Source organism: Gemmiger gallinarum (assembly GCF_014982805.1).
Classification (GTDB): domain Bacteria; phylum Bacillota; class Clostridia; order Oscillospirales; family Ruminococcaceae; genus Gemmiger; species Gemmiger gallinarum.
On record NZ_JADCKC010000002.1, the window covers coordinates 1 to 23,419 of the forward strand.

General features: G+C 53.5%; 17 protein-coding genes and 5 tRNA genes. 1 reads left to right on the forward strand and 21 read right to left on the reverse strand.

Annotation, left to right across the window (positions count from 1 at the left end):
- The first annotated feature begins 90 nt into the window (after positions 1–90).
- Positions 91–166, forward strand: a tRNA-Pro gene (locus INF35_RS05545).
- Between the two features lie 128 nt (positions 167–294).
- On the opposite strand, the gene INF35_RS05550 is transcribed toward INF35_RS05545, so the two are convergent.
- From INF35_RS05550 to INF35_RS05650, 21 genes are all read right to left on the reverse strand, one after another.
- Positions 295–6,879, reverse strand: coding sequence for a hypothetical protein (locus tag INF35_RS05550; RefSeq protein ID WP_193500549.1), 6,585 nt, complete (start codon positions 6,877–6,879; stop codon positions 295–297).
- A gap of 52 nt (positions 6,880–6,931) precedes the next feature.
- Complete coding sequence (locus INF35_RS05555; protein WP_193500550.1) at positions 6,932–7,504, reverse strand: hypothetical protein; 573 nt, start codon at positions 7,502–7,504, stop codon at positions 6,932–6,934.
- 191 nt (positions 7,505–7,695) lie between these two features.
- The gene (locus INF35_RS05560) at positions 7,696–7,998 is read right to left on the reverse strand and encodes a hypothetical protein (protein WP_193500551.1); all 303 of its coding nucleotides are present in this window, start codon (positions 7,996–7,998) and stop codon (positions 7,696–7,698) included.
- Positions 7,999–8,001: 3 nt separating this feature from the next.
- Positions 8,002–8,268, reverse strand: coding sequence for a hypothetical protein (locus tag INF35_RS05565; RefSeq protein ID WP_193500552.1), 267 nt, complete (start codon positions 8,266–8,268; stop codon positions 8,002–8,004).
- 9 nt (positions 8,269–8,277) lie between these two features.
- On the reverse strand, positions 8,278–10,089 hold the full coding sequence (locus INF35_RS05570; protein ID WP_193500553.1) for a glycoside hydrolase family 25 protein: 1,812 nt from the start codon (positions 10,087–10,089) through the stop codon (positions 8,278–8,280).
- Between the two features lie 54 nt (positions 10,090–10,143).
- Positions 10,144–12,063: a hypothetical protein gene (locus tag INF35_RS05575; RefSeq protein ID WP_193500554.1), complete on the reverse strand. Its 1,920-nt coding sequence runs from the start codon at positions 12,061–12,063 to the stop codon at positions 10,144–10,146.
- A gap of 14 nt (positions 12,064–12,077) precedes the next feature.
- Positions 12,078–13,121, reverse strand: coding sequence for a hypothetical protein (locus tag INF35_RS05580; protein WP_193500555.1), 1,044 nt, complete (start codon positions 13,119–13,121; stop codon positions 12,078–12,080).
- A gap of 69 nt (positions 13,122–13,190) precedes the next feature.
- A complete protein-coding gene (locus INF35_RS05585) occupies positions 13,191–14,747 on the reverse strand; it encodes a hypothetical protein (RefSeq protein ID WP_193500556.1) in 1,557 nt (518 codons plus the stop codon).
- Between the two features lie 313 nt (positions 14,748–15,060).
- Positions 15,061–15,654 (reverse strand): phage adaptor protein, encoded by a 594-nt coding sequence (locus INF35_RS05590; RefSeq protein WP_193500557.1) that lies wholly within the window; start codon positions 15,652–15,654, stop codon positions 15,061–15,063.
- Positions 15,641–17,407 (reverse strand): hypothetical protein, encoded by a 1,767-nt coding sequence (locus INF35_RS05595; protein WP_193500558.1) that lies wholly within the window; start codon positions 17,405–17,407, stop codon positions 15,641–15,643. Before INF35_RS05595 ends, INF35_RS05590 begins: the two co-directional genes overlap by 14 nt.
- A 134-nt stretch (positions 17,408–17,541) precedes the next feature.
- Positions 17,542–18,477 (reverse strand): phage major capsid protein, encoded by a 936-nt coding sequence (locus tag INF35_RS05600; RefSeq protein WP_193500559.1) that lies wholly within the window; start codon positions 18,475–18,477, stop codon positions 17,542–17,544.
- Positions 18,478–18,567: 90 nt separating this feature from the next.
- Positions 18,568–19,404, reverse strand: a complete 837-nt coding sequence (locus tag INF35_RS05605) for a hypothetical protein (protein WP_193500560.1) — start codon at positions 19,402–19,404, stop codon at positions 18,568–18,570.
- Between the two features lie 317 nt (positions 19,405–19,721).
- Positions 19,722–20,921 carry a hypothetical protein gene (locus INF35_RS05610; RefSeq protein ID WP_193500561.1) on the reverse strand — a complete coding sequence of 400 codons (1,200 nt, stop codon included), beginning with the start codon at positions 20,919–20,921 and terminating at the stop codon, positions 19,722–19,724.
- 39 nt (positions 20,922–20,960) lie between these two features.
- Complete coding sequence (locus INF35_RS05615) at positions 20,961–21,197, reverse strand: hypothetical protein (protein ID WP_193500562.1); 237 nt, start codon at positions 21,195–21,197, stop codon at positions 20,961–20,963.
- Positions 21,198–21,375: 178 nt separating this feature from the next.
- The gene (locus tag INF35_RS14020; protein ID WP_328740471.1) at positions 21,376–21,537 is read right to left on the reverse strand and encodes a DUF6275 family protein; all 162 of its coding nucleotides are present in this window, start codon (positions 21,535–21,537) and stop codon (positions 21,376–21,378) included.
- Positions 21,538–21,652: 115 nt separating this feature from the next.
- Positions 21,653–21,919 carry a crAss001_48 related protein gene (locus INF35_RS05625; RefSeq protein WP_193500563.1) on the reverse strand — a complete coding sequence of 89 codons (267 nt, stop codon included), beginning with the start codon at positions 21,917–21,919 and terminating at the stop codon, positions 21,653–21,655.
- Positions 21,920–21,936: 17 nt separating this feature from the next.
- Positions 21,937–22,012, reverse strand: a tRNA-Thr gene (locus INF35_RS05630).
- Positions 22,013–22,279: 267 nt separating this feature from the next.
- A tRNA-OTHER gene (locus INF35_RS05635) sits at positions 22,280–22,416 on the reverse strand.
- A gap of 30 nt (positions 22,417–22,446) precedes the next feature.
- Positions 22,447–22,535 (reverse strand) — tRNA-Ser (locus INF35_RS05640).
- Between the two features lie 459 nt (positions 22,536–22,994).
- Positions 22,995–23,069, reverse strand: a tRNA-Gly gene (locus INF35_RS05645).
- Positions 23,070–23,120: 51 nt separating this feature from the next.
- The gene (locus INF35_RS05650) at positions 23,121–23,396 is read right to left on the reverse strand and encodes a hypothetical protein (RefSeq protein ID WP_193500564.1); all 276 of its coding nucleotides are present in this window, start codon (positions 23,394–23,396) and stop codon (positions 23,121–23,123) included.
- Positions 23,397–23,419 lie beyond the last annotated feature (23 nt).

Sequence of the window (23,419 nt, forward strand, 5' to 3'; positions counted from 1 at the left end):
AGCGGCCTCCGGCCGCGAAGGAGACGACACGCCGCAAGCCGGGCGACCGAAGCTGGCGCCTCGGCAGTATTCAACAATTTTATATTATATCGGGGTGTTGCGCAGTTGGTAGCGCGCCTGCTTTGGGAGCAGGAGGCCGCGAGTTCGAGTCTCGCCACTCCGACCAAAAAAGAACCGCGCAGGAACGTGAATTGTAACGTTTCTACGCGGTTTTTCTTTTGCGTTTGTATTGTTATGTTTGGCCTTGTTTGAACATGTTTGTATACCAAGTGTCAGACTAACGTTCAGACCAAATCAGAAAGGATTGCTTTTCCACCGGCTGTCAGTCAAAGCGAAAAACGCTCTGCGTTCATCGTCGGACAAGTCCATTTGATTGAGCATACTTTCTGCCAATCCCTTCAAATCTGCGCTTTCACCTTTTGCCTTTTGAGCCGCTTGCTCCTGCGCCTTTGCTACCAGATAAGCAGAGTAATACTTCATCCAGTCAACACCGCCGGACGTACCGAAATCCTGATATGCAGAATAGGCTTTGTCGTCCGTGCTGGTTTCCCCTGCATCGTTGGTTGTGGTCTGTGTAGCCATGTAGGTGTTGAACAAAAGATCATCGTCAAGGCCGCTCTGAATGAGCGCGATTCTCAACTCATTGTCAGAAACAGCTCCATTTCCGTCAGTATCTGCGTTTGCGTAGGCATCCCGGTATGCAATAACGCCTTGTGCCCCCACAAGGTCGTTCACCCGTTCGGACGTGCTGTCAGACACTTTTGCAAGGTAAGTGTCTACCAACGCTTCATCATCCAGGCCAAGGCTTTGCATGGAATCCCATGTTTCTGCGCTGCTCAGTTTAGCGTTTTCATCTCCTGTGCTGTTCCGCTTGTCGGCCCTTGCGTTGGAAAGTGACGCATCTGCCAGCGCATAGTTTACAACCCCGTCAATTCCTCCATCAAGATAAATCCCATAAAGGGAATCGTCAGACGTATAATCGGGAACCGCCGCTGCTGCGCCGACCTTGTTTGCCAGGCTGTAGATATCCCGGATAGTAGATGCCTGGTCTTCCTCTGACATGCTTCGGAACGTGGAGTTGTTCATCAGCTCTTCGATCATGTCATAGGCTGTCTGACCGCGGACAGTGGCATATTCAGTCTTTTGCTCAGGCGTGAGATAAGTACCGTCCATCTTGCTTGCGGCCCGTTCGGGAAGCACATTTGAATCCTGTGTGGCATCGTAGAGCTCCTGCAGATATTCGTCAACAGGGGTCGTATTCTCACCGGAAAAATAACCAGGAGACAACGTGTTGCTGAAAAGACGCCCAAGCAAATTTCCGCCTGTGTTTTCCTGCGTCCTGCCCCATGCATCGATCCAAGGCTCATTCAGCATAGAAGCCCCCGGGACCTTGTTCTGCAAAGCGTTCACATTATAGTTGATGTCGCGCTCCGTTGCACTGTCTCCGCCTCCGTAGCTGTCGCGTCGAGTCGGATCAATCGTTCGAGCAGCCTGACCCAAAACGGTAGGATAGAACTGCCCAAAATACCCGCTTACTGCGGACGATGCCAAAGAGGTAAGCGCGTCTTCGCTGTCTCCAAGATAGCGGATCTCGTCCAGTGTGTCATTCAGTCCGGACAGCATGGTGGTTTCAAGAACCGGCTGCGTCATGTGGCGCATTGCGTCAACAATTTGACCGGCGCTGTAATCTTCGCCATCTGCTGCGGTCCCAAGCTCCGCACCGATCAGAAGCGGAATAGCTGCAGGAGACGCCCAGTCAATGGTGTAGGAGCCAACCCCGGGAATATTTACGGAGTATTGCTGCTGCCCCTGCATTTCGTTGAATGCATTTTCTTTGTCATCGTCGCTTCCGCTTCCGTTGAGAAGTCCAGCCTTTGCAAGCATTGCGCCAATCCCGATAAGTGCAGTTCCGGTCAGTCCCTTTGATACGGAATCAATCACCTGATTTGTGCTGCGTCCGCTCTTGTAGCGGTACACTGCTTCTGCCAGACCGCCGACCGGATTATACTCCAAGGCACTTTTAGCAATGTTGATGGGTGTACGCTTAAAAGGAAGCACTCCTCCTGTAATCATGTAGGCCAGTTTTTGGCTTATACTTCCCTGCCGCGCTTCTTTTGAAAAGTCGCTGAGCTTCTGCGCAAGCCAGTTGTCTGTCTGGAAAGTTGCCTCCCGTGCATCTGCAATGGCACGGTCGGTCATTTGGCTGATACGGTTTTGCACATCCGGGTCAGTAGCGGTCAGGGCATCCACACCAAGCCCCTGTGCTTTCATCTGCTGGGCAAGACTGTTTGCAAATTCGGATTTGATGAAAAATTCATCTTCCGCCTGCAGGATCCGACTGTTCCAATCCGTTGCCTTTTGCAATACTCTTCCAGGTGCAGAATCTCCAAATGTTCTGCGTGCGCCTTCAATACCGGAACGGATATTGAACTTATCACCGTTTGCCTGCCGGAAAACGCGGCTGAAAACTGCATTCTCTGCGTAGTCTTTTGCGGCACGGACAAGGCCATTGTCTCCCGGTGTCAAAATAGCTTTTGTGCGCTGGGACTCCGGCAGAACAGCTCTTTGAATCACTGCGGAAACGCCGTCTTTCATATTGATGATGCCCCGCATCATCACGTTACCAACGATGTTCCGAACATGAGTCCGCGTATTGCCAAGCATAGCAAGGTACCGGAAGTTATTCATCTTATCAAACCAAGTTCTGGCCGGAAGATTCTGTGCAATGATGGAATACATCTTGGTTTCCAGTGCGTCACGCTCACGGCTGTCCGGCATTTCCTTCATCTGCTCTGCAATGGCAATAACGTCTTCAAAGTCCTGCCCTTGCAACTCACCAATGCCAGCAAGGTCAGCCATAAGGCGATTAAACACATCGTCCTTGTCGCCGCCGGCCACAACACGCTGGGCTGCATGATCCACTTGATCGTCGGTAAGCGAAATCCCATGTGCATCTGCAAGGTCTTTTACAATTTTACGTGCTGCTGCCAGATGATCTTCTACAGAATCAGACGTAGGCTCAATTCCATTTTCCCGCAAAAATTCATCAAATTCTGCGTCCTGATAGCTCATGGCCTCTTTGCCTACATCGGCAATGTCTTTTGAAAGGCTGTCTATCTTCTGGGATTCGCGAACATGATCGGACTGATACTGCTTTGCAATCTGGTCGGACACCTGCTGGAACTTTTGCACGGGGGTAAATTCGTCAAATTCAGATGCGCGGTTCTGCACCAGTGCGCGGGCCGTGCCAGAAGATGCACGAGAATGTCTTTCATACGCCATTTTCAGACGTTCTTTGATAACGTCATACTCTGCCGTTCCAGGCTGATTCATGGTCAGCTGATTTTGCAACCGTCGCTCCACTTCTTGCATCGTCGCAAAATCATCCGCGCTCCAATCGTTTTTGGATTTCAGGTCATCCATGATCTGCGCGGACGCTGCAAGCTCGTCCCCTACATTCTGCTGAACGGCAACATTAAAGTCCGCTCTTGCATTGTCCCCTGCCTCACGGAACGTGTACAGCTGATGGGTCTGTTCTCCAAGTCCAAGCCCGGCACGGTCCACATGGTCAACCAGCCTTCCTGCAGCCGAACGCTGAGTGCCATAATCTAGGTTCGGAATTTCTGCACGATTGTAGTCCCGCAGCATGTCAGCGCCAATACTGCGCTCGGGCATAACACCACTTGTACCATCCCACAAACTGCCGCTATCCGACGGCATTTGCGTAGAAACAGAATCGTCAAGGCCGAGGCTTTCCGCTTGTGCTGCAGGCTCATTCACGCCGTACCGCTGCGCCACTCTCTGGATATAATCAGGCGCTTCTCCCCATTCGTTTGATTCGGACGCAGTTCTGAGCCAGCTTTCAAAATCTTCTGTCTGCTGTCCAGAGAATTGATCGAGAATCATTTCTTTGGTGTAGTCCACGTTGGCCTGCAAAAGATCCGAGTCCACTTGCTTCTGGGGCCGTCCCGAAATCTGCATGAAATCATCAACAGGAGAAACGCCGTCACCAGAATAGCCGACGTTCATGCCAGACAATTCCTGCATAGCAGTATCCAGCGGCACTGCGCCATCCGGCTTTGTGGTAAGATTCACACCGTTCTGAATGTTGTACTGAGAAATAGACTTCAATCCAGTTGCATTCAAAATTTCCGCTGCATTTTTTCCATCCACATAAATCCGGGTGTTTTTCAGATAGTCTCTCAACGCCTGCTGTCCGGGATCGGCTTCCACCGTGTAATCAGATTCGCGGACCAGTCCGCGGGCGATCTGGTCCACCTCCTGATCCATTGTGGTGCCGTCTACTTCGCCGGCGGCAAGCCGCTCATAGAAAGACTGAAGCTGTCGGGTATAGGGCGACCGTCGGTCACGGCCAGTTACGGCCTGAGCACGCTGCGCATAGTTTACTTCTTGGGCTGTACCTCCCCCCGCTGTACCAGCCGTTCCATCTGCCGCTGCGCCAACACTTCCGGGCTGATATTCCGGGCTTCTCCCACCGGGATAGCCAGCTTCAATACTCTGGGATACATTTCCTCCCATGTCGGAATTTTGCTCATTTGCAATTCCTCCTTCATTGATTCCATCATATTGCGCTTCGGGAATATCGTCAAGTGCATCAAGATATTCCTGCATTTCTTCTCTGGTGCCAGGATACATGGCATCAATTTGATTAAACAGGTCCTGAACAACAGCATTGGTGTCCATGTTTTGCCAGGAAGTATCTTCTTGAACGGCTTGTGTCTGAGGTCCGAAAAGATCATTCCGAATGGAATCAATTTCTGGTATAAATTCTGTTGGATTCTGCTCATTTACCGGATTTGTGGGGACCTGCCCGGGAAGCAACATATCTTCTGCACGAATTTCAAAATTGCCCATACTAGAAGGCGTTTCCTGTGCTTCTCCGAGAGGACGCAGAAACGGTTGCTGATTGTTATTGCGGATGTTTCCAATCGCCGTTCCGACTCCGCCGTAAATGCCACCGGAAAGACCACCCATAAGGGCGTTTTGTGCCAGCTCTTCAAGGCTGAACTGCGCATCGGGATCTTGCGCCGCCTTGTCTGCCAAATAGTTTGCAATATAACTTGCAGACTCTTCTGTTGCCTCGCTTCCCATCTGCTGAAGGACATTTTTTACTGCGCTTCTTCCCCCCGGATTGTTGATGATGCTAACCCAGGAACCGACAGGGAGAACTTCTGTAGCCGCTTCAATTCCTCCGGAAATAATACCTCTGGACAAGGCGTTTCCTGCGGTTTCGCCCTGATTGCTGAGTTCTGCTGCTTTTCCTCCTGCCGCCTGTGCGCCAGCCAACCCAAGAGAAATTCCGGGACCCACATACGGAATCAATGCGGCTGCCATTGTGGGGGCGTTTCCAATGACAGCATTTGCCGTATTTACTACAAATTTTGTTCCATCGTCCAACCCAAGCTGTGCGTTAGCAAGGTGCTCGCTTCCTTCGCTGTAAAGCCTTACGCCTGTGCTGTTTTCGGGCGTAAGAACGGTGCCGGGGAATTTTTGGTTCAGAGCATCTTCTGCTGCATCCCGGGCCTGAACAGCCGCTGTGTACTCTGCGGTGGGATGTTCTACGCCGTTCTCATCAATGGTATAAGCACGTCCCTGTGCGTACAGTTCATCCATTCTTTTTTGAGCAGCGCGAAGTTCCTCCCCTTCCACACTTTCTGTACGTTCTGCCGTGTCTTTAACTGATTGAGCTGCGCCTTCCCCCAGCGTAATCAAGCTGCCTGAAATCTGTTTGCCAAGTCCTTTGAAATCTTCCGATGCGCGATAACCAACGCTCCACAAGGTTCCGTATTCGTCATACAGTTCCCGCATCTGGTCATAAGTCTTCTGTTCTTCCGGAGTCAACGCATTACGAGCATTTGTCTTCGCCTTGCTTCCGTCTGCGGCAGATTCCAAATCCCACAATTTGCGGGCATTCTCATTTGCTTCCAGATAGTTGTTTACAACCTCAAAAGCAGCGTCTTTATCCCCTTTTGCCTGATCCGCCGCTTTCCTCCACCTCTCTGCCTGCGAATTGGTCATGGATGTGGTTTCGGTCTTTTTTGAGGTGTTCTCCGTCTGCTTTTTGGGATCTTGCAATGCAGCGCCGTACTGGGGACTGGGAGTATCAGAATTTCCGCCCGTAAGATAAGAGGAAGCCCTTGCAACGCTTTTGGATTTTGCATTATTGGCACTCTGCGAATTGGTCCCCGTGGTCGTCTTGTTTTGGGATTTGTTTTCCCTTTCTTTCGGGGAGGCTTCAGAAGTGGAATTGCCTTCCTTTGTATCCAGTGTATACCCCACTTTTTTGAGTGCTTCCGCAAGCGCAGGATTGCTTTTTGCCTGTTCTTTGAGCCGGTTGATCGCGGCATCATTGAAGGAATTGCCCGACTTGGATGAAGAGTCCGTTTCGGACTTGGTTGCTGATCCGGAAGTTTTAGCCGGACTTCCGGAACCGCCGCCAAACAAAGAACCCAAAACCGAACTGCCTGCCTTGCTCTTGTCGGTGGAACTGGATTTTGACGTATTTCCAGATTTGGCTGTGCTACTGGATTTTGACGTGCCCCCAGATTTGGAGCTGCTCCCGGAAGAGGAACGGGCAGCCGCCTTGGCTGCTTTCTCAGCAGCTTTTTGTGCCTCTTCCATAGCCTTTTGTGCGGCCTCCATCTGCTTTTGCCCGTTCTCAATGATGCCGGAATAGACTTCTGTTGTGTAGTCGTCCAAGGCAGGCAAGCTCATGTCCTGACTATTCATTACAGAAATTCCGCTTTTGGCCGCACTTACAGCATTGGAATTTCCGCTGTTTACTGTACTTCTCTGCGCATTTACATAGCGGTTGAGATAGGCATTCAAAAGCGCCTGGCCGCGTGTGTTCATTGCCATAGAAATTCCCTTTCTTTTACAAAAGCCGCCCTCTCATCAAGGGCGGCTTTTTTCAGTAGTAAACCCACTCTCCGTTTACATACCGGGCGTTTCCGCTCGCGGTCGGCACTGCATTTCCCTGCAACAGAGATACCAGATTTACCCCATTTTTTGCCGCAAGGTTCACCAAAGCAGTTGCATAATCCGACAGACTGGCCGCCTCTCCGCTGGCACGCTGCTGTTCCAACTGCGCCATATTGTTCTGATAGGTGTTGAGCAGATCACCGAGCTGCCGCTTATTTTCCAGTTCCAGATCATTGCGGCTGTTCTGGTAATTGTTCAGCATGGATGCCGTTGTGGTTTCACTGGCTCCTCCGGTAAGACCCTGTGCGGTCAAAGCCTGTTTCAGGTTCTTCTGCTGGAGCATTCGGTTCACATAGGCTTCCTGCAATGCCTGAGCGGTGGCATCATTGACCTGCCCGGCAGCATAATCATAATTTGCTTTCTGCTGGGCGGCCGCTTTCTGATAGGCCTCTTCTCTCGCCCTGCGCTGTGCTTCCTGAGCGGCCTGCATCTGGGCCAAAATAGATGCCTGAAGTTCCGCATAAGGATTTACCGCGGCCTGCGCGGATGTGGCTGCCTGCACAGAAGAAGCTGTATACCCGCTACCGCGGTTTGCGCTTCCAGAAGATCCGGCAGACGCAGAAGAGGTCTACGTTGTGTTGGGTTTTGCAATGTGTGTGTACTGCTTGTTGGAAGATGTGACCCCTCCTCCAGAAACGCTTCCCGGTGTCTGGTAATAATCCTTTGCCGGGCCTGTATACGGTTTCGGCATTCTTATCCCTCCCCCACAATGCTCTGGAATTTCTTCACCAGGTCACTGATGTAGTTGCTCCCCCGGCTGGCAAAAATGCCGGTCAGCACCGTGCCGATCCAGGGCACGGCAAAGGTCACGCCCAAGGCGCTGTACACATCCGCCCCCACGGCCAGACAGAGCAGCACCCCCAGCGCCACCGCGCCGGCCTGGGTCAGCGCGATTTTATACTCGCCGGCCTCCATCGCCTTGCCGATGCTCTTTGCATACTCGATAAGGCCCTCGACCGTCACTGCGATCACTACTGCCAAAACAACCATACTCATTTTTTACTCCCTTCTGATATCGTCAACCGAATTTTCAAGGTCGGCAATCCGGTGATTTGCCACCTTCATCTGTTCTTCCAGCACGGGAACTCTGCGGGCAAAATTGTTGTGTTCCCGGACTTCCCTCGTCAGTTCCTCGATCTTCGTTTCCGTAACCGCCTGACTGACGCGGATCTGCTGCTCGGTGCGCCGATTGGACAGCATGTTGGAAATAATCACGCCGATCACACTGCATCCGCCTGTCACAAGTGCCACAATGATTTCGATCATCCCTGCCCCTCATTTCTGTACATACTGCGCGTGATATGCCACATCGTTGTCCAGACCATGCTTGTGGGCTACCCGGTAAAAGTCCATGGCCGCCTCTGTGGTCAGCACCGTAGGGTCAATGCTGATACGCTGGGTCACATTTTGGGCATGGTAGGCCACGTCATTGTCCAGGCCGTGCTTCTGGGCTGCCAGGTAGAATTCCATGGCCACCTCCACCGGCACCTCCACGGGGTCCAGGCTGATCTTCTGGTACTCCTCCGAAGCCTCTTTGCCCCATCCGTTGAGTCCGGCCCCCTTGATGATGGCCGGATAGTCCTTGTAGGCATAGTCACAATCCAGCCCGGCAACGGCATCCACCGGAACACCGGGAACGCCGAAGGAATTGTCAGAGCTGACCTGACGCATCCCATAGGGCAGCGCCGTCTGGGAAGTCGCGGCATCGGTATAGTCGGCGACCCACAGGTCATAGCCTGCCAGCTCGGCAGCATCCAGCTTGGTGTTGATCCAGTCTCTGCTGCAATAGAGAGCCGCGTAATACCCGGCCTCCTCCAGCATTCCCAGAGCCGTCTTGACGATGGCGGTGCGCTGAGCATTGGTCAGGGCAAGAATGCTCTGTTCATACTCCTGGTCAAAGCAGACCGGATACTCGAACTGTTTGCCCTGGATGGTGTCCAGGAAAAGCTCCATCTCTGCCCGGGCCTCGTCAACAGTGGTGGCGTAGCTGTACCAGTAGGCCCCCACCGGGATGCCCAGGCGCCTGCACTCGGAATAATTGCGCTCAAACTGCTTGTCCACCTGGTCGTCGTACCGGCCGTATCCGGCCCGCAGCATGGCAAACTGAACCTTGCTGCTGGATTTCACGGCATCCCAGTCCATCGCTTTCTGGTGATGGCTCACATCAACGCCGGGGATCCTGGTCTCTGCCGGTTTCTCCCCGGAATCGCAGGAGGGACCTTCCTCATAATGCTTGACCGCGCCGGCATCCGCGCTGATCCACTGGCCAGCGGCACCGCCCACGCCACGCTGGGTGATGCGAAGCCAGCCGTCCGACACCTCATAGACGGCATAGAGCCGCCCGGCCAGCGCCTTGCAGTCGTCGGCAGAGTGCTCGCCCCAGTCCACCACGGCATAGTTGGTACCGGGGCCGGTGCGGCGCATGTAGTTGCTGGTGCCGATGCGCACCTCACCGATGGGCTGCTCGCCGGTGTCCCGGTGCCAGATGTAACCCACGTTGTCCCGCACGTTGCCGCTGCCCAGCTCGGTGCCGCCGTATACCGTCATGCCGGTGGGCATAAACAGCGCCCGGTTGATGGGATAGTTGTCATCCGGGGCATAGCTGCCGCCCCCAATGGAATGCCACGGACACTTGCCCGCTTTGGGCTTGTCCCGCGCCCGGCCAAAGTCGATATGCAGGTGCATGGACGCCCCGCCCGCGGTGCCCTCGGAGTACATCCATGTCCCTGTCGGGATGGTCTTGCCCGCAGCCAGGCCCAGGGCCGACCGGTCGGCGGCCGTCATGTGGATACACTCCAAAATGGGATAGCAGATCTCGCCGGACACCAGCACCAGCGGCTCAGTGCTTGCAAAAAACCAGACGCCCTGCGCCGAGCTGCCGCAGGCCAGGGCGGTCATATCATTGCCGGCGTACACCTTGGATTTACCGGTATCTTTGCCGCCCACATCGATGGGCAGGCGGCCGCCATGCTGGCCCTTGCCGGTGCTGGGCGTCACCCCGTCCACCGCGTAGCCCATGCGGTAGCCGCTGACTCTATGTACTCCGCCGTTTTCGCCAACGGCGGGCATATACGCTTTTTGATACATTACGCTTCCTCCTGTTTCCTGTTTTGTCCAAACCAGTCCGACAGCTCTCTGGACTCACAGCTTGATTCCGTAAATTTTATACGGGATACAAGACCCATTACTGTTATTTGCGCCATTCATAAAAGTAACACCGCTTTGGTCTGTATCAAATTCTCTATATGCAGTTCCTTCGGCCATAACAATAAGTACCCCACCTTCCCCTACGGGTACAATCAAAGACGTTGTTATCCTATCATATTTATCGCCAGCCTCACTACCTCTGCGGCACATAATCAACACAAGATTATACGAAGATAAATTCACACTGATTTTTCTGGCAGAAAATTGAGCATGTGTATTCGAATTTGTCCACAGCAGAACAATTTTAGTGGTACTGACCGGAATGGTCACCGTTCCGTCGGCGTCCGCATTCACTCCATTGACCGACTGTACTGCAGTGTCAGCCTTTTGCCCCTGGGCAGCGGTGGCGGCATTAATATCCGATGGTGATACAGGGATTTCCGATTTAAGAGCATATCCGCTCAATGCGTCGGGCTGCAGGGCGCTGTCGGCCTTTGCTCCCTGAGCTCTAGTCGCCGCGCCAATGCCATTTGGTGTAATGTTTACCATTGTCTGAGATGAACCATTATAAGTTGCCTGTGTAGCTCCGTTAAACCGAATTGACAGGCTATAAGGGTTCGGCAAATTATCCGGCAAGTCCGCTGTTTTTGCATACGGGGAAAGGTCGTCTGGCTGCACTGCCGTATCCGCTTTCGCGCCTTGGGCCGTTGTCGCTGCGCCAACATCCGCGGCTCCCAACGTGATACTTGTGCCGCTCTTGTTGTTCACAGTTTGTACCGCTGTATCCGCCCTGCCGCCCTGGGCGGCGGTGGCGGCTCCAATGTCCCCCGCTTGCAGCGTGATGCTGTTGCCGCTCTTTCCGTTGACACTCTGCACCGCAGCGTCCGCCCTGGTTCCCTGCTCAGCAGTGGCGAAATCAGACGGGTCAAAATCTGCCACCTGTTCCGCGCGATCTGCAGCAGCTTGCGCACGGTCTGCATGGGATGCAGAATCCTGGGCAGAATTTGCTGCCTGCACAGCACTGCCGGCAGCCTGCTCAGCCGCGCTCTCTGCCCTGGCACAGCTCTCCGCAGCGTTTCCCGCAGACGCGGCAGCTGCCTGGGCGGATACAGCAGCCGCCTCATTATGAGATGCTGCATCCCGTGCACTACTCCATGCCTGTTCTGCCTGCACCTGCGCCTCACGGGCGCTGTCGGCAGCGGCAGATGCACTTGTTTCGGCCTCCTCTGATTTCTGGCCTGCCTGATCCGCCTGCCTCTGTGCTGCCTGATTGCTTTGCTCTGCTGCCTGCGCGCTCTGTGCTGCCAGAGCAGCCTGGCTGCCGGATGCGTTCGCCTGGCTTTCCGCGGCCCTGGCGCTTTGCTGTGCCGCCTCCTGAGCCGCTCCCACACTGGATGCAACGGCCTGAGCCAGGTCGGCCGATGACCGCGCATTGCTGCTTGCTTTCTCTGCGGTCTGTGCACTCTGTGCCGCAGCGGTACTGTTTTTCGCAGACTCTACGGCAGCCTGCTGGGCATCGATCCGGGCATCGTTAACCTGGCTCACAAACTGCTCAAACTCGGAGGGGGTGGGCTGTGATTCATCCCCGTCGATGGGGTCATGGTCCATCACCTTGTATTTCAGGTTGCGGGAAACCCGCAGCATCTCTCCGTCGGTGCCGGAAAAGACGATCACACCGCTGCCCGCCTCAGACGTTGCCTCCGGCGGCACGGAAACCATCCCGTCACCGTCCATCAATGCTCTGACGGATGTACTGCCGATGCGGAATGTCGCCAAAACGGTAAGCCCATCCCAGTCGCTGTCTGCCGTGATATGAAGCTTTTCGATGCCGTAACTGTCCCAGGTGCCCAGCGTCAGGGTGCCGTCTCCGGCGTATTTGATATCGTAACCGGTCAGCTCTACTTCATGTATCATTCTTATCCCCCCGCTCAGGACACCGTAACGGTAGTTGATTTCGTTGCGTCGGCACCGTTCATGTTCTGGCTTTCCGCACTCACGCTTCCCTTCGAGGTCCCGTCAATATAGATTTTGGCAGTTGCGTTGGCATACGGCGTTGAGCCATGGGTGCCAAGGTGTGCGCTGATATCCACCCTCACCTTGATGCTGTAGGCCGTCAGGATCTGGCTGCGGGTCAATGTGACTTCCGGATATCCGGACGACGCCTTTTTTCGGTATGCTCCTGTGGGAATACGAATGTTTGCCGTATTTCCCGCCTTAATAGACAGCGCCGTTGTGACAGTCCCGCGATCAACAAGGCTTCCGGTTTTCATTTCTTTGTTTCCGGCAAAGAATGTTTCGGATGCGACAACATCATTTTCAGAGGCGGTAGCCTGGGCCAGCTTGGTGTTGCCCAGCCCACCGCCTCCCTTAAAATTTATCTGCCCCGCCTCCGCATCGGCCGCAAATGCGACCCACTGCCCCATCACAAGGGTATCTCCGTCAACCATATCGCCGCCGCAGGTGGCGGTGACCGGGACACCGTTGAGCTGCACAGTGTCCCCGCTGTTGAACGCCGCTGTGATTTTGGCGATGCCGTTCACACCGCTGCCTGCAAAGTTGTGGACGCTGCCGCTTTTTGTGTGGGTGTATTTCTGCACACAGGCATCCACACCGAGATGCCCGGGGTCATACACCGCCTGAGCCATATCACCGGAGCCGATGGCAACCACCTTGTTGTTGATCGCCTGGTCCGTTTCCTCTCTGGTATAGGCCCCGGTCTGCGCCGCCTTCACGTTATGAGGATTGCTCTCATCAGCCAGATGGGCATCCGCAAACTTTTTCAGTGCATTCAGCAGATCCTGCACGGTACTGCCATCCAGTCCATCCGGAGCGGCTGCCCCAAGGCTTGCCGCTGCCGCAACCGCCTGCAAGGCATCCACCAGTGCATTGAACTTGGGGGCCAGCAATTTCTTTGCAGGTTCATCGAACTTTTCCTGCATTTCCTGAGAAGTAAGCCCGGGCGTATCGGGCAACCCTGTTACGCCAACAGCTTGCAGTTCTTCATCGGTGATTTTCTAAAAAGCCATTTTCTCCCTTCTTTCTTATCCCTTGTACTTTCCGCTTTCCACAAATTCAAGGGCAATCTGCATCAGGCCAAAAGGTTCATTCAGCGCAGCATTTTCAAGCCGAATCCGAGTTTTGTCCACCTTCTTGATGCGGGTCTTGACCGGCAGCGTGTGTGCTGTCGTGTCATTTGAGAAGGTCAGTTTTGAAAACACGACCTGCGCAAAGCTGAAATACCGTGCTTTTACCTGCTCATCTTTCAGCAGCGTCCAGATTCCACGCTTCTGAGCAAATATTTTCACACCAGTGACCGCGGCACTGGAAAGCTGCAGTGCCAGATACCTCCACGTTTTGTTCCGATAGAAGTATTTTCCTGACAAATCCGGCGTTTCCCATACCGCGCATATCGGTTCGCCATCATCGTTATAGCTCCCGATATAATCCGGGTCGTCGTAAAATTCGCATACACGACCATCCGTTGCACCAAAATACAGCCTACCATCTTCGACCCACATCACCCTGGCAGGGATGTTTGTGCGGTAGAAGCAGGCATACTGGCGATTGGAATATGGTTCGCTGGCGGCAGTTCCAAGGCTTTGCAAACCATCCAGGATATAGGCAACACCGTTCAGGCAAAGCCAGTACAAGTCCTTGTATGTACAGGCAAAGGCATCTTCAAGGCCGATTTCCTGCAGCAACCTGCCATTGCAGTAGTAACTTCTGTCCTGGCTGTATCGTTCGCCGTTGATGTCGCTGGGTGTGATTGCGTAAATTCCCAAACGGGTCAAGAACATAGGCTCTGTGCCAAGATACGCAAAACTGTGTTTTGCAATGGCACCCGGACCTTGCAGCGTGTTGGTAATGGGAAAAGCAGGCTCACTGTCCACAAGGTTTCCCGCCCGGATGATGACATTTCGGTCCACTTCCATATCGTCCTTATGGGTAGCGAGATAGTTGTTGATAATGGAATATCCAACGATTGCGCTTTTGCTGGTTCCCACAACAGAGTACCCCGTATCCGGAAAGTACGTCGGATCGTCCTGGCCACTGTACCAATCGTAATTGACAAAATCCGGGTTTCCGCTCAGAAACAGTCTGTCAGAAGCACCGTTCACGCCAAAAAGGATTCCGATGGTGCATTTATTGATTCGGTCCGCATATCCTTCCACGGTACGGCTGGCGGTGATTTCCACGTTATCCTCGCCGGTCACCGGAGATTTTCCGGGCGCGGAATTGAAAGTAACCACTCCGGTAGATCTGTTCACAGTAAAATCTTTGTTTTCCGTCTTGCTTACCCAGTCGCCGCTTGAATTCAGAATTTTTGCTGTGACTGCTGTCGAGTCAAGCCCGGAAAAAGAAAGGTGATATGCTTTATCCGTATCTGTTCCTGCAAAACGTTCCCGGAATTTCGGCTGCAAAAGATTCAGCGCCTCGTAGTCTGTGCCTCCGCCATTGGGAGCCTTCGCAATCGTCAGCAGAGGAATATAGCCTTCTACGGCCTTTACACTCTCGCCATCGTACACAACAAGCTGTTTGCCGTCGATCAGATAGAGCTTATCCCCAAACTCCCAGCTCTTGCTCCTCTCATCGGCCATCCCGTCATAGATCTCTTCCAGCTCAGCCTTGGCATCCTACGGCATTCTGTACAGTTTTGTGCCTGCATGGATAATGCCGGCGGGATCTTCTTTCCGTGTATGGTATCCGTTGATTCTGTCAGGGAATTGTGCCCGTCTGAAATACCCCATGCACTTGCGCACTTTACCGGGTACGTCCCGGATCATGTTCGGTGCGTTCGGACTTTTCCCAACGTCTACGTTTCCGGGCGAATTGGTGTAGTCAATCCCATAGAACTTGTCAATCAGAAGAATGCTTCTGCTTGCCTGAGAAGGAATTGAAAATTGTGCCATATCACCACCACCCTGTTGTGTTCACGAATTCGTCTGTCCCTGACACAGGCATTTTCAGGCGTTCCAAAGCCGTCTCAAACTCATTCCGGTAGTATGTGGCAATGGACAGGTCATCGTCTTTATAAAGCTCGCTGGCCATGTACAGAGGAAGCAAAACGACTGCTTCGTCCGGCAAATCGATTTTTTCCGTATCCGCCGTGTTCAATGTGATCTCGGCAGGCATCGCATCGTAAAAGCACTCAAACGTACCTTCTGCGGATTCCGGGAACACCAGATACTTTCCTGCCAGGAACTTGCACCCCGCATAGGCTTCCGGAACTCCGCTTTGAATGTGATACACCTCCGGCGCTTCCATCCGCCAAAACCTGGAAAAGTCCGTGCAGTCAACAGACATTTTCTTGCCCTTTTTTTTCGTGACCTCCTCACTTTTGCGAACAGGAGCAACGGATGTTGCCAGCATTCGGATTGCCTCGTTGGCTGCGGCCGGCATGGAATTCAGATATTCCTTGATGCTCTCATCGTTCTTGTTGATGGTGGTCCCGTCAGACGAAAACATTTTCTGAAGGGTCGCGAGTTTCACGTCACCCCATGTCAACCATGCCACCTCCCTGCATCTGCGCCATCTGCTGTTCCTGCTGTTTCTGTTCCTCCATGCGCTGCTTGATTGCTTTCTGAACCTCACCCGCATAAGGGAAGTTGGTATTTTTCAAAAGCGTCCACAGCAGATACTGGCTGTCCAGCTCATTGATCGGCCCAAATCCACCGGCCTGATACTTGACGTCGATCATATCCCACAGGCGTTCCCGGTTGCTTGCCAGATTGGACGCCGGGTCCACTTCGATGATGAATTCATCATTCCAGTAGAGTTCCCCGCTGGCATCCCGCTTCAGGAACTGCATCCGGTCAAAATGGCTCCACTGCTGTTCGCCTGTGGAGTCCACTTCTGTAATGGGATAGTTTTCATCCGCATAGGCCAAAAGGAATTGGAAAATCTTTCGATACAACTGCGCGTAGGCATCGTTTTTCATTTCCCGTTTGGACTGCAGACGGCCGGCACTCTGGTTTGCACTGAACTGCTTGGCGCTGCCGGAAGTGGCAGAGGAATCGTATTTGCCCTGGAATGCATCTGTAATACCCAGCGCGGATTTTGCCCAGCTGTAGTTGGTTTCCAGCATCTGCTGGTCATAGCTGGTATTCGGCTGCACATTGTAAACGTCAATCAGGCTTTTCTGGCTTGGGTTGTCCAAAGGTATCTTTTTGATTTCTCTGTCAGACGTTTCAATGTTCACATTGCGAGGAAGAGTCAGATAAGAGCCGCCTTTCAGAAGTTTTTCTTCGATCTTGGTTCCGAACTTCTTGATTGCCTCCTGCTGGTCTGCAATCACATCCACGTCCGAAATTCCCAAAAGGCGTCCTTCTGCGCTGATATTCTGCCGCAGCACAATAGGAAATCCGGACGGCTTATAGGCCGGGATTTCCGTGGCATACAGTTCCCCGGGCATCATGATCAGTTCCCCCGTCGCATCATCCCGCTGATAACTTCCGTCGGGATTCATGATCGGCTGGTCCGGACCGCGCTGCATTGCCGAAATCATTGTTCCGTCGTTCAGCACCAAATCCGAAGTGAGAGTGATGGTTTCGACGGGTCTGTCCACAAACTTTTTATTGCCGCAGACGCAACGGTCACCAACCTGCTTGCGGCCGCACTTGGAGCAGACTTTTCCCATCCGGGCATAATAGTCCGGGTAGTCTTCCAGAACAGTGTCCCACACCCAACTGAACACGCCCACTTTCCCGTCTTTTTTGTAGTAGGCAATGTTCTGTGTCACCATGCCGGGGATCGTGGTCTCATCATCGCCGCGAATCTCGGGATCTTCTTCTGTGCTGTCCTCAATGGTCACATTGTACCGTTCTTCGATCGCCCTCTTGCTCTGCGCAATCAGAACGAACACATAGTCCATTTTGTCCAGGGAGTAAATCCCGGGCTGCGGGATCACCTGGCGTGGATGCCGTTCTGTGACGTCCACATCCCCCAGCGTGCAGTGATAGCCGGCTGCCGGATTCCACTCGATGTGAAAGAAGTCTCCGCCCTGAATCGGCACGGTTCTTTCCTGTTTGTCATTGATTGCCAAAAGGTTCAGCCGCCGAGCCTCGTTTCTCAAAAGCGTTTCCAGCTGCCTTGCAAGTTCCTGATCTTCCTCATGGATTGCTGTCACTTTCGGCTGCGGGATGCTGGAATCCACCTGGCTTTCGATCAGCTCATACGTGATGTTTCGGACATTCGATGCGCCTTTCTTTGCATTTCGGATGTCGTGGGTCCCCATATACAAGGCTTCCCGATCATTCATGCTACTGAGCTGCTCATGGTATCTCTGCTTGGCGTCTGTCAGCTTCTACTGCCAATAGCCGAGCTTTTCATTCTTTTTCATTCAGCCCTCCATAAGAAAAGATGCCCGCCCTAAGGCGGGCATCCCCCGTTTTGTTATTCCAGAGTGGTTCCAGTTCCTGCGTCGGCGCCGCCCATGATAATATGGCGCCAATCACCAAATCCGGCGCTGAAACGAGCGCGGCCGGACGAAACCAGGTTCTGAGTATCCACGTCCACATCCTGCTTGATGGTCAGCGGGATACGGTCATAGAACAGGCTGCCGTTCAGCTCATCACGCGCTTTGCTGGACATGATGATGTACGGCTCCTTGCCGTCTGCGGCCTGCCAATACGGATTGACAACCAGCTTCCACAAGCCCTTGTTGACGTTGATGTCGTTGTTGGGGGTGTTGACCTGGTTATCAGACTGTGCAATCTTCTGGCACAGCCGGATCAGGCGCCAGCAGTTTCCGGGGACGATGATGGTGTCAAAGTCGTAACCCATCACGTGGCCGGAGTAGTTCTTGAAGTTTTTGCCGATGTTTGCCAGCCGTGAAAGCATCGTATCATCTTCACCAAAAGCATTAGTGAAGATGTTGGACTGCGTTCCAACGCCAGATGCTCCGGGATGGTCCTGGGCAAACAGTGCCTTGGTATCGGGGCCGGTTGCATCAAATCCACTGTGACCGCCGTACTCAAACGTGGTTGCGGCAGAGGTCAGGGCTTTGGTAGCAAACTCGGCGCGGGTGCGCTTGTAGGACCGCACGTAGTTCTTGGAGCCCGCTGCAATGGGGTCAAAGTTGGAATCTTCCTTGGCCTCTGCGGTACAGACAAACTTCTTCATGAACTGCGAGTGGGTAATCAGCTTGGGATTGACCTCTTCCAGCTTGTCTTCCTCTGCCGCCGCTCCTTCAGCAGTGTACTTGAACGAACTGAAGCTGGACATGCCAGCAGTCTTCTCGCCAAACCGCTTGGACTTTCGGACAACGAACATAGCTTTGACCAGGGCGTCGTCGTCGCTCTTTTCGTTGTCGGCGTCCACCATGTTCATGCGGATCAGCGTGGCCCATTCATTCCAGAAATCATCAATATTGTCATTCTACTTGGCAAAAGACAGTGCCATGGTTTTTTCTCCTTTCGGTTACAGGGTTTGGTTGTAGAGCTTTTTCAACTCCGCCATGCTCTTTTCGGGGAACGCATCCCTCATGTGAGAAAGCCACTGGGACGGAATGTCTCTTCCGCTGCCAGATGCGCTGTTCTCTCCGCCATGAGCGGCCAGATGGGTCTTGCCGCGGACTTCATTCCGGGCAGCCTGTTTTCCGGCTGCCGTGGAATTCTGCACAGCGGCGTCATAATGCGTCACCTTGAAGGCATCGACGACAGAATAGCCTTTGTTCACAAGGCCAAGGATGGCATTGAATTCAGGCCGCGCAGCCAGATCATTGATGTTCTTGATGGACGGGTCAATCCGTCCAATCTCCATAAGATCTGCGTTGAGCTGCTGCTCTGCCTGTTTCTGTGCCTCCATGCGCTCAAGATTTTCCATACGTGCCTGCATGGCAATCTTTTCCGGATCATTCTTGATAGCCTGCGTAAAGGCTGCCGCCTCCTGCGGGTTCAGTCGTTTCGCGGCCTGCTGAATAGCGGCGTCCCGCCTCATTTGGGCCTGTGCATCGATTGCTTCCCAATACTCTTTCTGCGTGGTAATGGGTTTGCCCGTCAGGGGGTTGGTTTTTCCTGCGCAGCGGCGGGCAACTTCAGCATCCGCGCGGCGCTGTGCGTCTGCTTCTGCGCGGCGGCGTGCGGTTGCCCATACACTGTCAGGGATTGCAGGTTCCTGTTCAGGGCCGGAAGATTCAGGCTCCTCTCCGGGCTCCTGTCCGCCTTCCTGGTCTGTCACTTCTTCCTGCTCGCTGACTTCCTGTTCAGGTTCGGCTGCTTCCTGAGTATCAACGCCATTTTCCAGTTCGTCTCCCATTTTGTTCCTCCGCGTACAAACGCTCGCCAGCTAAATTTATTTCAAAAGCGGATGCCCGCTTATGACTTCTTCTGGATCACCTTTTGGGCGACCGGATATTTCCCGTCCGGGTCATATTTGGCACACTGCTTGTTCCGGCAAAAGAAAAACAGTGTGTCTTTGTTATCATCGGATACCACTTTTACGCGGCATTCAATTCTGCACGTCGGACACCTCAAAAAATCCCCTCCAAAAACAGCAAATGATTTGGCGCACAGCCTCCGAATTTACTCCACGCCCACTGCGGGGCCTGGAGGGAAACATAAAACGACAGCACATCACGCCGGATATCCCCATTTTTCAATGAGGTATTTCCGCATTTTTTCGCTTGCGTTTTGGTAATCTTCCCACTGGTCTGCCGTCCACTTTTTCCGATTTTTGTTTTCTTTCGGCTGTGCCGGACTTGCCCACCATACGCAGAAATACCGCAACGAATCAACCGAGTGCGTAAGGATATGCGGCGTTTTCGAGTATACGTTCGCGTCTTTTTCATCAACCTGTATCTTGCACATATCGTCCCACAGATGGGGGACGTTGTGAAATGTCATGTACGGGGTATCGGTTTCCGGGTCAATCCTCAGCCATTCGTGGATCGCAGCACATCCGGCAGGAAAGTCCCGGGAACTTTTTTCGAGGGTAAGGCCCGCTTCGTGAAACAGCTCTGCACGGCTCTTTCCGCTTTCCTGGCTTCTGCTCCACAGATCAGGCGGGGCAAGATACGCCGAAATATCCTCATCGCAATTTGCCCCTTTTATGGCATCCACGGCGGCGCCAATCGTCATGTTTGGCTGGTCCAGTTCCCTGTACACGACTGCGTGGCCGTCTTCACCAATCGCCAGCCAGTGTACAGACAGCATGTCAAGGCCATAGTCCATGCACACGTACCTGCGCACATTCCCACGCGGAGCCTCTCCCTTATGCCGCGCTTCCAACTCCGGGAAATACCTGCCTCCCGGTGAAGACAGCGCTTCTTCCGGTGTTGCGGGATATTCCTGCCGTGCCGCCGCTTCGCCCATGTTTGCAACCGTTTCCGCATACCATTTTTCGGTACGCCGGGGATCCGATCGCCAGGGAAGAAACAGCTTTTTGAAACCGTTTGCCGGGTTTGTCCAGATTTCCTCAAAAAGAGTCCCCAGCTTGATGGTGGACAAGCCAATGATTCGTCCACCGTTCGGACGGTTGATGGTGGGAAATGCGGAGGCCCAGATTTCGGACGCATACGGCTGGAACGCCCATTCGTCCAAGATCACAAGGTCAGCTGTGAAAGAACGGGCCGCGTTCGGGTTGGATGCAAATGCCTGAAACACGCTGTCTGGCCCTTCCGTGAACTCAATTCTGAGTTCCATGGATGTCTGGCTGAAAACAGGCCCTTGCCATCCCGGGGGCGCAGGTTTCTCTGCAATCAATTCCGGCATATAACGGAAAATTACGCCCAGACGGCGCGTCAGTTCCTTTGCCTCATTCTCGGAACGCGACAAACCAACGACTGTTCGTCCTGTGTGCGTAAGCAGAAGTCTCTATGCCTCTGCCAGCGCAAGCCAGGTAAACCCAAGCTGCCGGGCCTTCAGGACGCACACGCGCCGTTCATCAGCAAAGGCTTTCAATGCCTGTTTCTGGCCGTCCCACAATCGGAAAGGCTGGATCAGTTCATCCGCGTCTTTGTCCTCTATGTGAACGTAGTTTTCTACGTAATACACAGGATCAGCGCGACAACGGTTCATCACACGTTCACGCAGTTTCTGTATCGCTGTCACGCTATCCCTCCTTGGCGGCACCGGCAGGGCTCGAACCTGCAAACCCGGTTTGCTTCTCACAGCGTACCCGGACCGACGGATTTAGAGTCCGCTGTTTTCACCATTCAACCACGGTGCCATATTCTATTCCCCTTACCCGCCCTCCCGGTTTCTGTTATGCCGGGCTCACCCATGTTTTTTACAGTTTGAAGCAGATGTTTTCCCACTTCTTGTAGGCATCGAAGTACAGCTCGTTCTTGTCACCGTTGTAGGTGATCTCATAGTACATGCCATCAGAAACAGGCGTGGAAAGCATCGCCTTGTTGTTCTGCAGGGTTTTGCAGGACCAGACGACAAACACCTCTTCAGGCCGCATCTACGGAGTGGTATCGGTCTTCTCCTTTTTGGCGTTGAAATACTGCGCAACCTTTTCTTTGCACAGCTTGATGAATTCCTGATTGCTCATGTGGTTCTCCTTACAGCCGGATTCCTTCGATCTCCGCCCGCAGCTCAAGAACGTGGAGATACTCTCCCATAATGCGCTGCTGGTCACGCAGAACACACGCAGGTGTACCATCCATCTTAGGCTCACACGCGCCGATGCCGCGAACTGCATCCGCTTCCAGCTTGGTGTTCAGCTTTTTGAGCCGCTCATAGCGAATTTTGACCTGGTGGTACTCGGCTGCCATGCGCTCTTTGTAGTTGGTGCTCATCATGCCTTTTACGGTATCTTTCAATTCCATGTTGATTCCTCCCTTTTTGGAGCTGCCGGTGAGACTCGAACTCACGACCTGCAGATTACAAATCTGCTGCTCTTCCAACTGAGCTAAGACAGCATACGAAATCGCATCTTTCCGGCTCTCGAAGTCCGTCGGCGGCGATTCTGCCTCCCTCTCACAGAGACATAGGGATGTGCGGCGTGGCTCTCCGTCGTGTCGCAGTTGCTTTCGGTCTGTGTTCCGCCCGGCTTTCACGGGAGGGCGCTACCCTGCATTGTTGCCGCCCGTCGGAATCAAACCGAACGTCCCACTAGCAAGGATGCACCAAGCAGCGGCATATGGCCCGGCCGTTGCGCATCGTTGAGAGGCTTGCCGGGATCTGTTTGGCACGCGGAGATGGAGTCGAACCACCACTACATTCAGGTTTCCCTTTGCTGGCTAGACGCCGGTTCCGCTGTCTGTATATCGCCAATGTGACACGGCTGTGGAAACCGCCGCTCTGCCGATTGAGCTATCCGCGCATATAAATTGCGTGTCTTTCCACGCCGTCATGGCGGAGCAGAGAGGATTTGAACCCCTGCGGGCTTTCGCCCCTCGCAGTTTTCAAGACTGCTCCCTTCGGCCACTTGGGTACTGCCCCATACTAAATAGGAAGCCCTCCGGAGCCACTTCCGGGATTCCCCTGCCTATACGGCTTGGCTTTCGCCCGGCAAAGACTTCCTGCAAGATCAAAATCTGCCCTGTCCCTCAGCCTGCAACTTTACTACTTGAACCCGGTGGGCCAAAAATGTTTCAGGGTGATGCATTTATACTCCCACTTTGCTCCTGCGTGAGGGATAAGCGCGGGATGCACAGTGGAGAAAAAGGGAACTAGCCACGCATCGAACAGCATTTTGATTTTAGCTACCCAGATGTACAACGCTTAATCCCCTTTCTCTTGATTTCAGCGCCTTACCCTCGTGCGGGATTGGCGTCATATGAAACCGGCATCTCAGCCGGTGCTGGGGCCTTATCTCGCAGCGACACGGGCAGCGTTTGGCGCCGCCTTATCCCGTGCAGGTCCCGTACTGCTAAGGAGGTGATATGCCTAAGTGGATGGTGGAGCAAGCAAAGGGAATCGAACCCTCATTCCCTGCTTGGAAGGCAGGTGTACTAGCCGTTATACGATGCCTGCATGAAATGGGGAATCATTTTCCCCAAAAAAATTTATTTTTTGAACTGGGACTTATTTTTTTGACCCAATCACCCGCATGGGGGATACCATCTTCAAATACTCGGACGGATTTACCCCGGCTTTCTTTGCCAGCGCATCAACCGTCTCTTTCGGATATGCCACCTTGTAGCACCCCTTGCATTTAATCTGGTATTCAACCGCCTTCAGAATGAAAGCCTGAACGCTGATTCCGTCCGCTTTCGCGGCTTCACGAATCCTTTCCCCCGTCTCTTTGTCCGGCCGAATCGTGATGGAATCATGCTTCCTGTTCCACTCTGCACTGGTCATGCGTTCTCACCATAACAGCACTT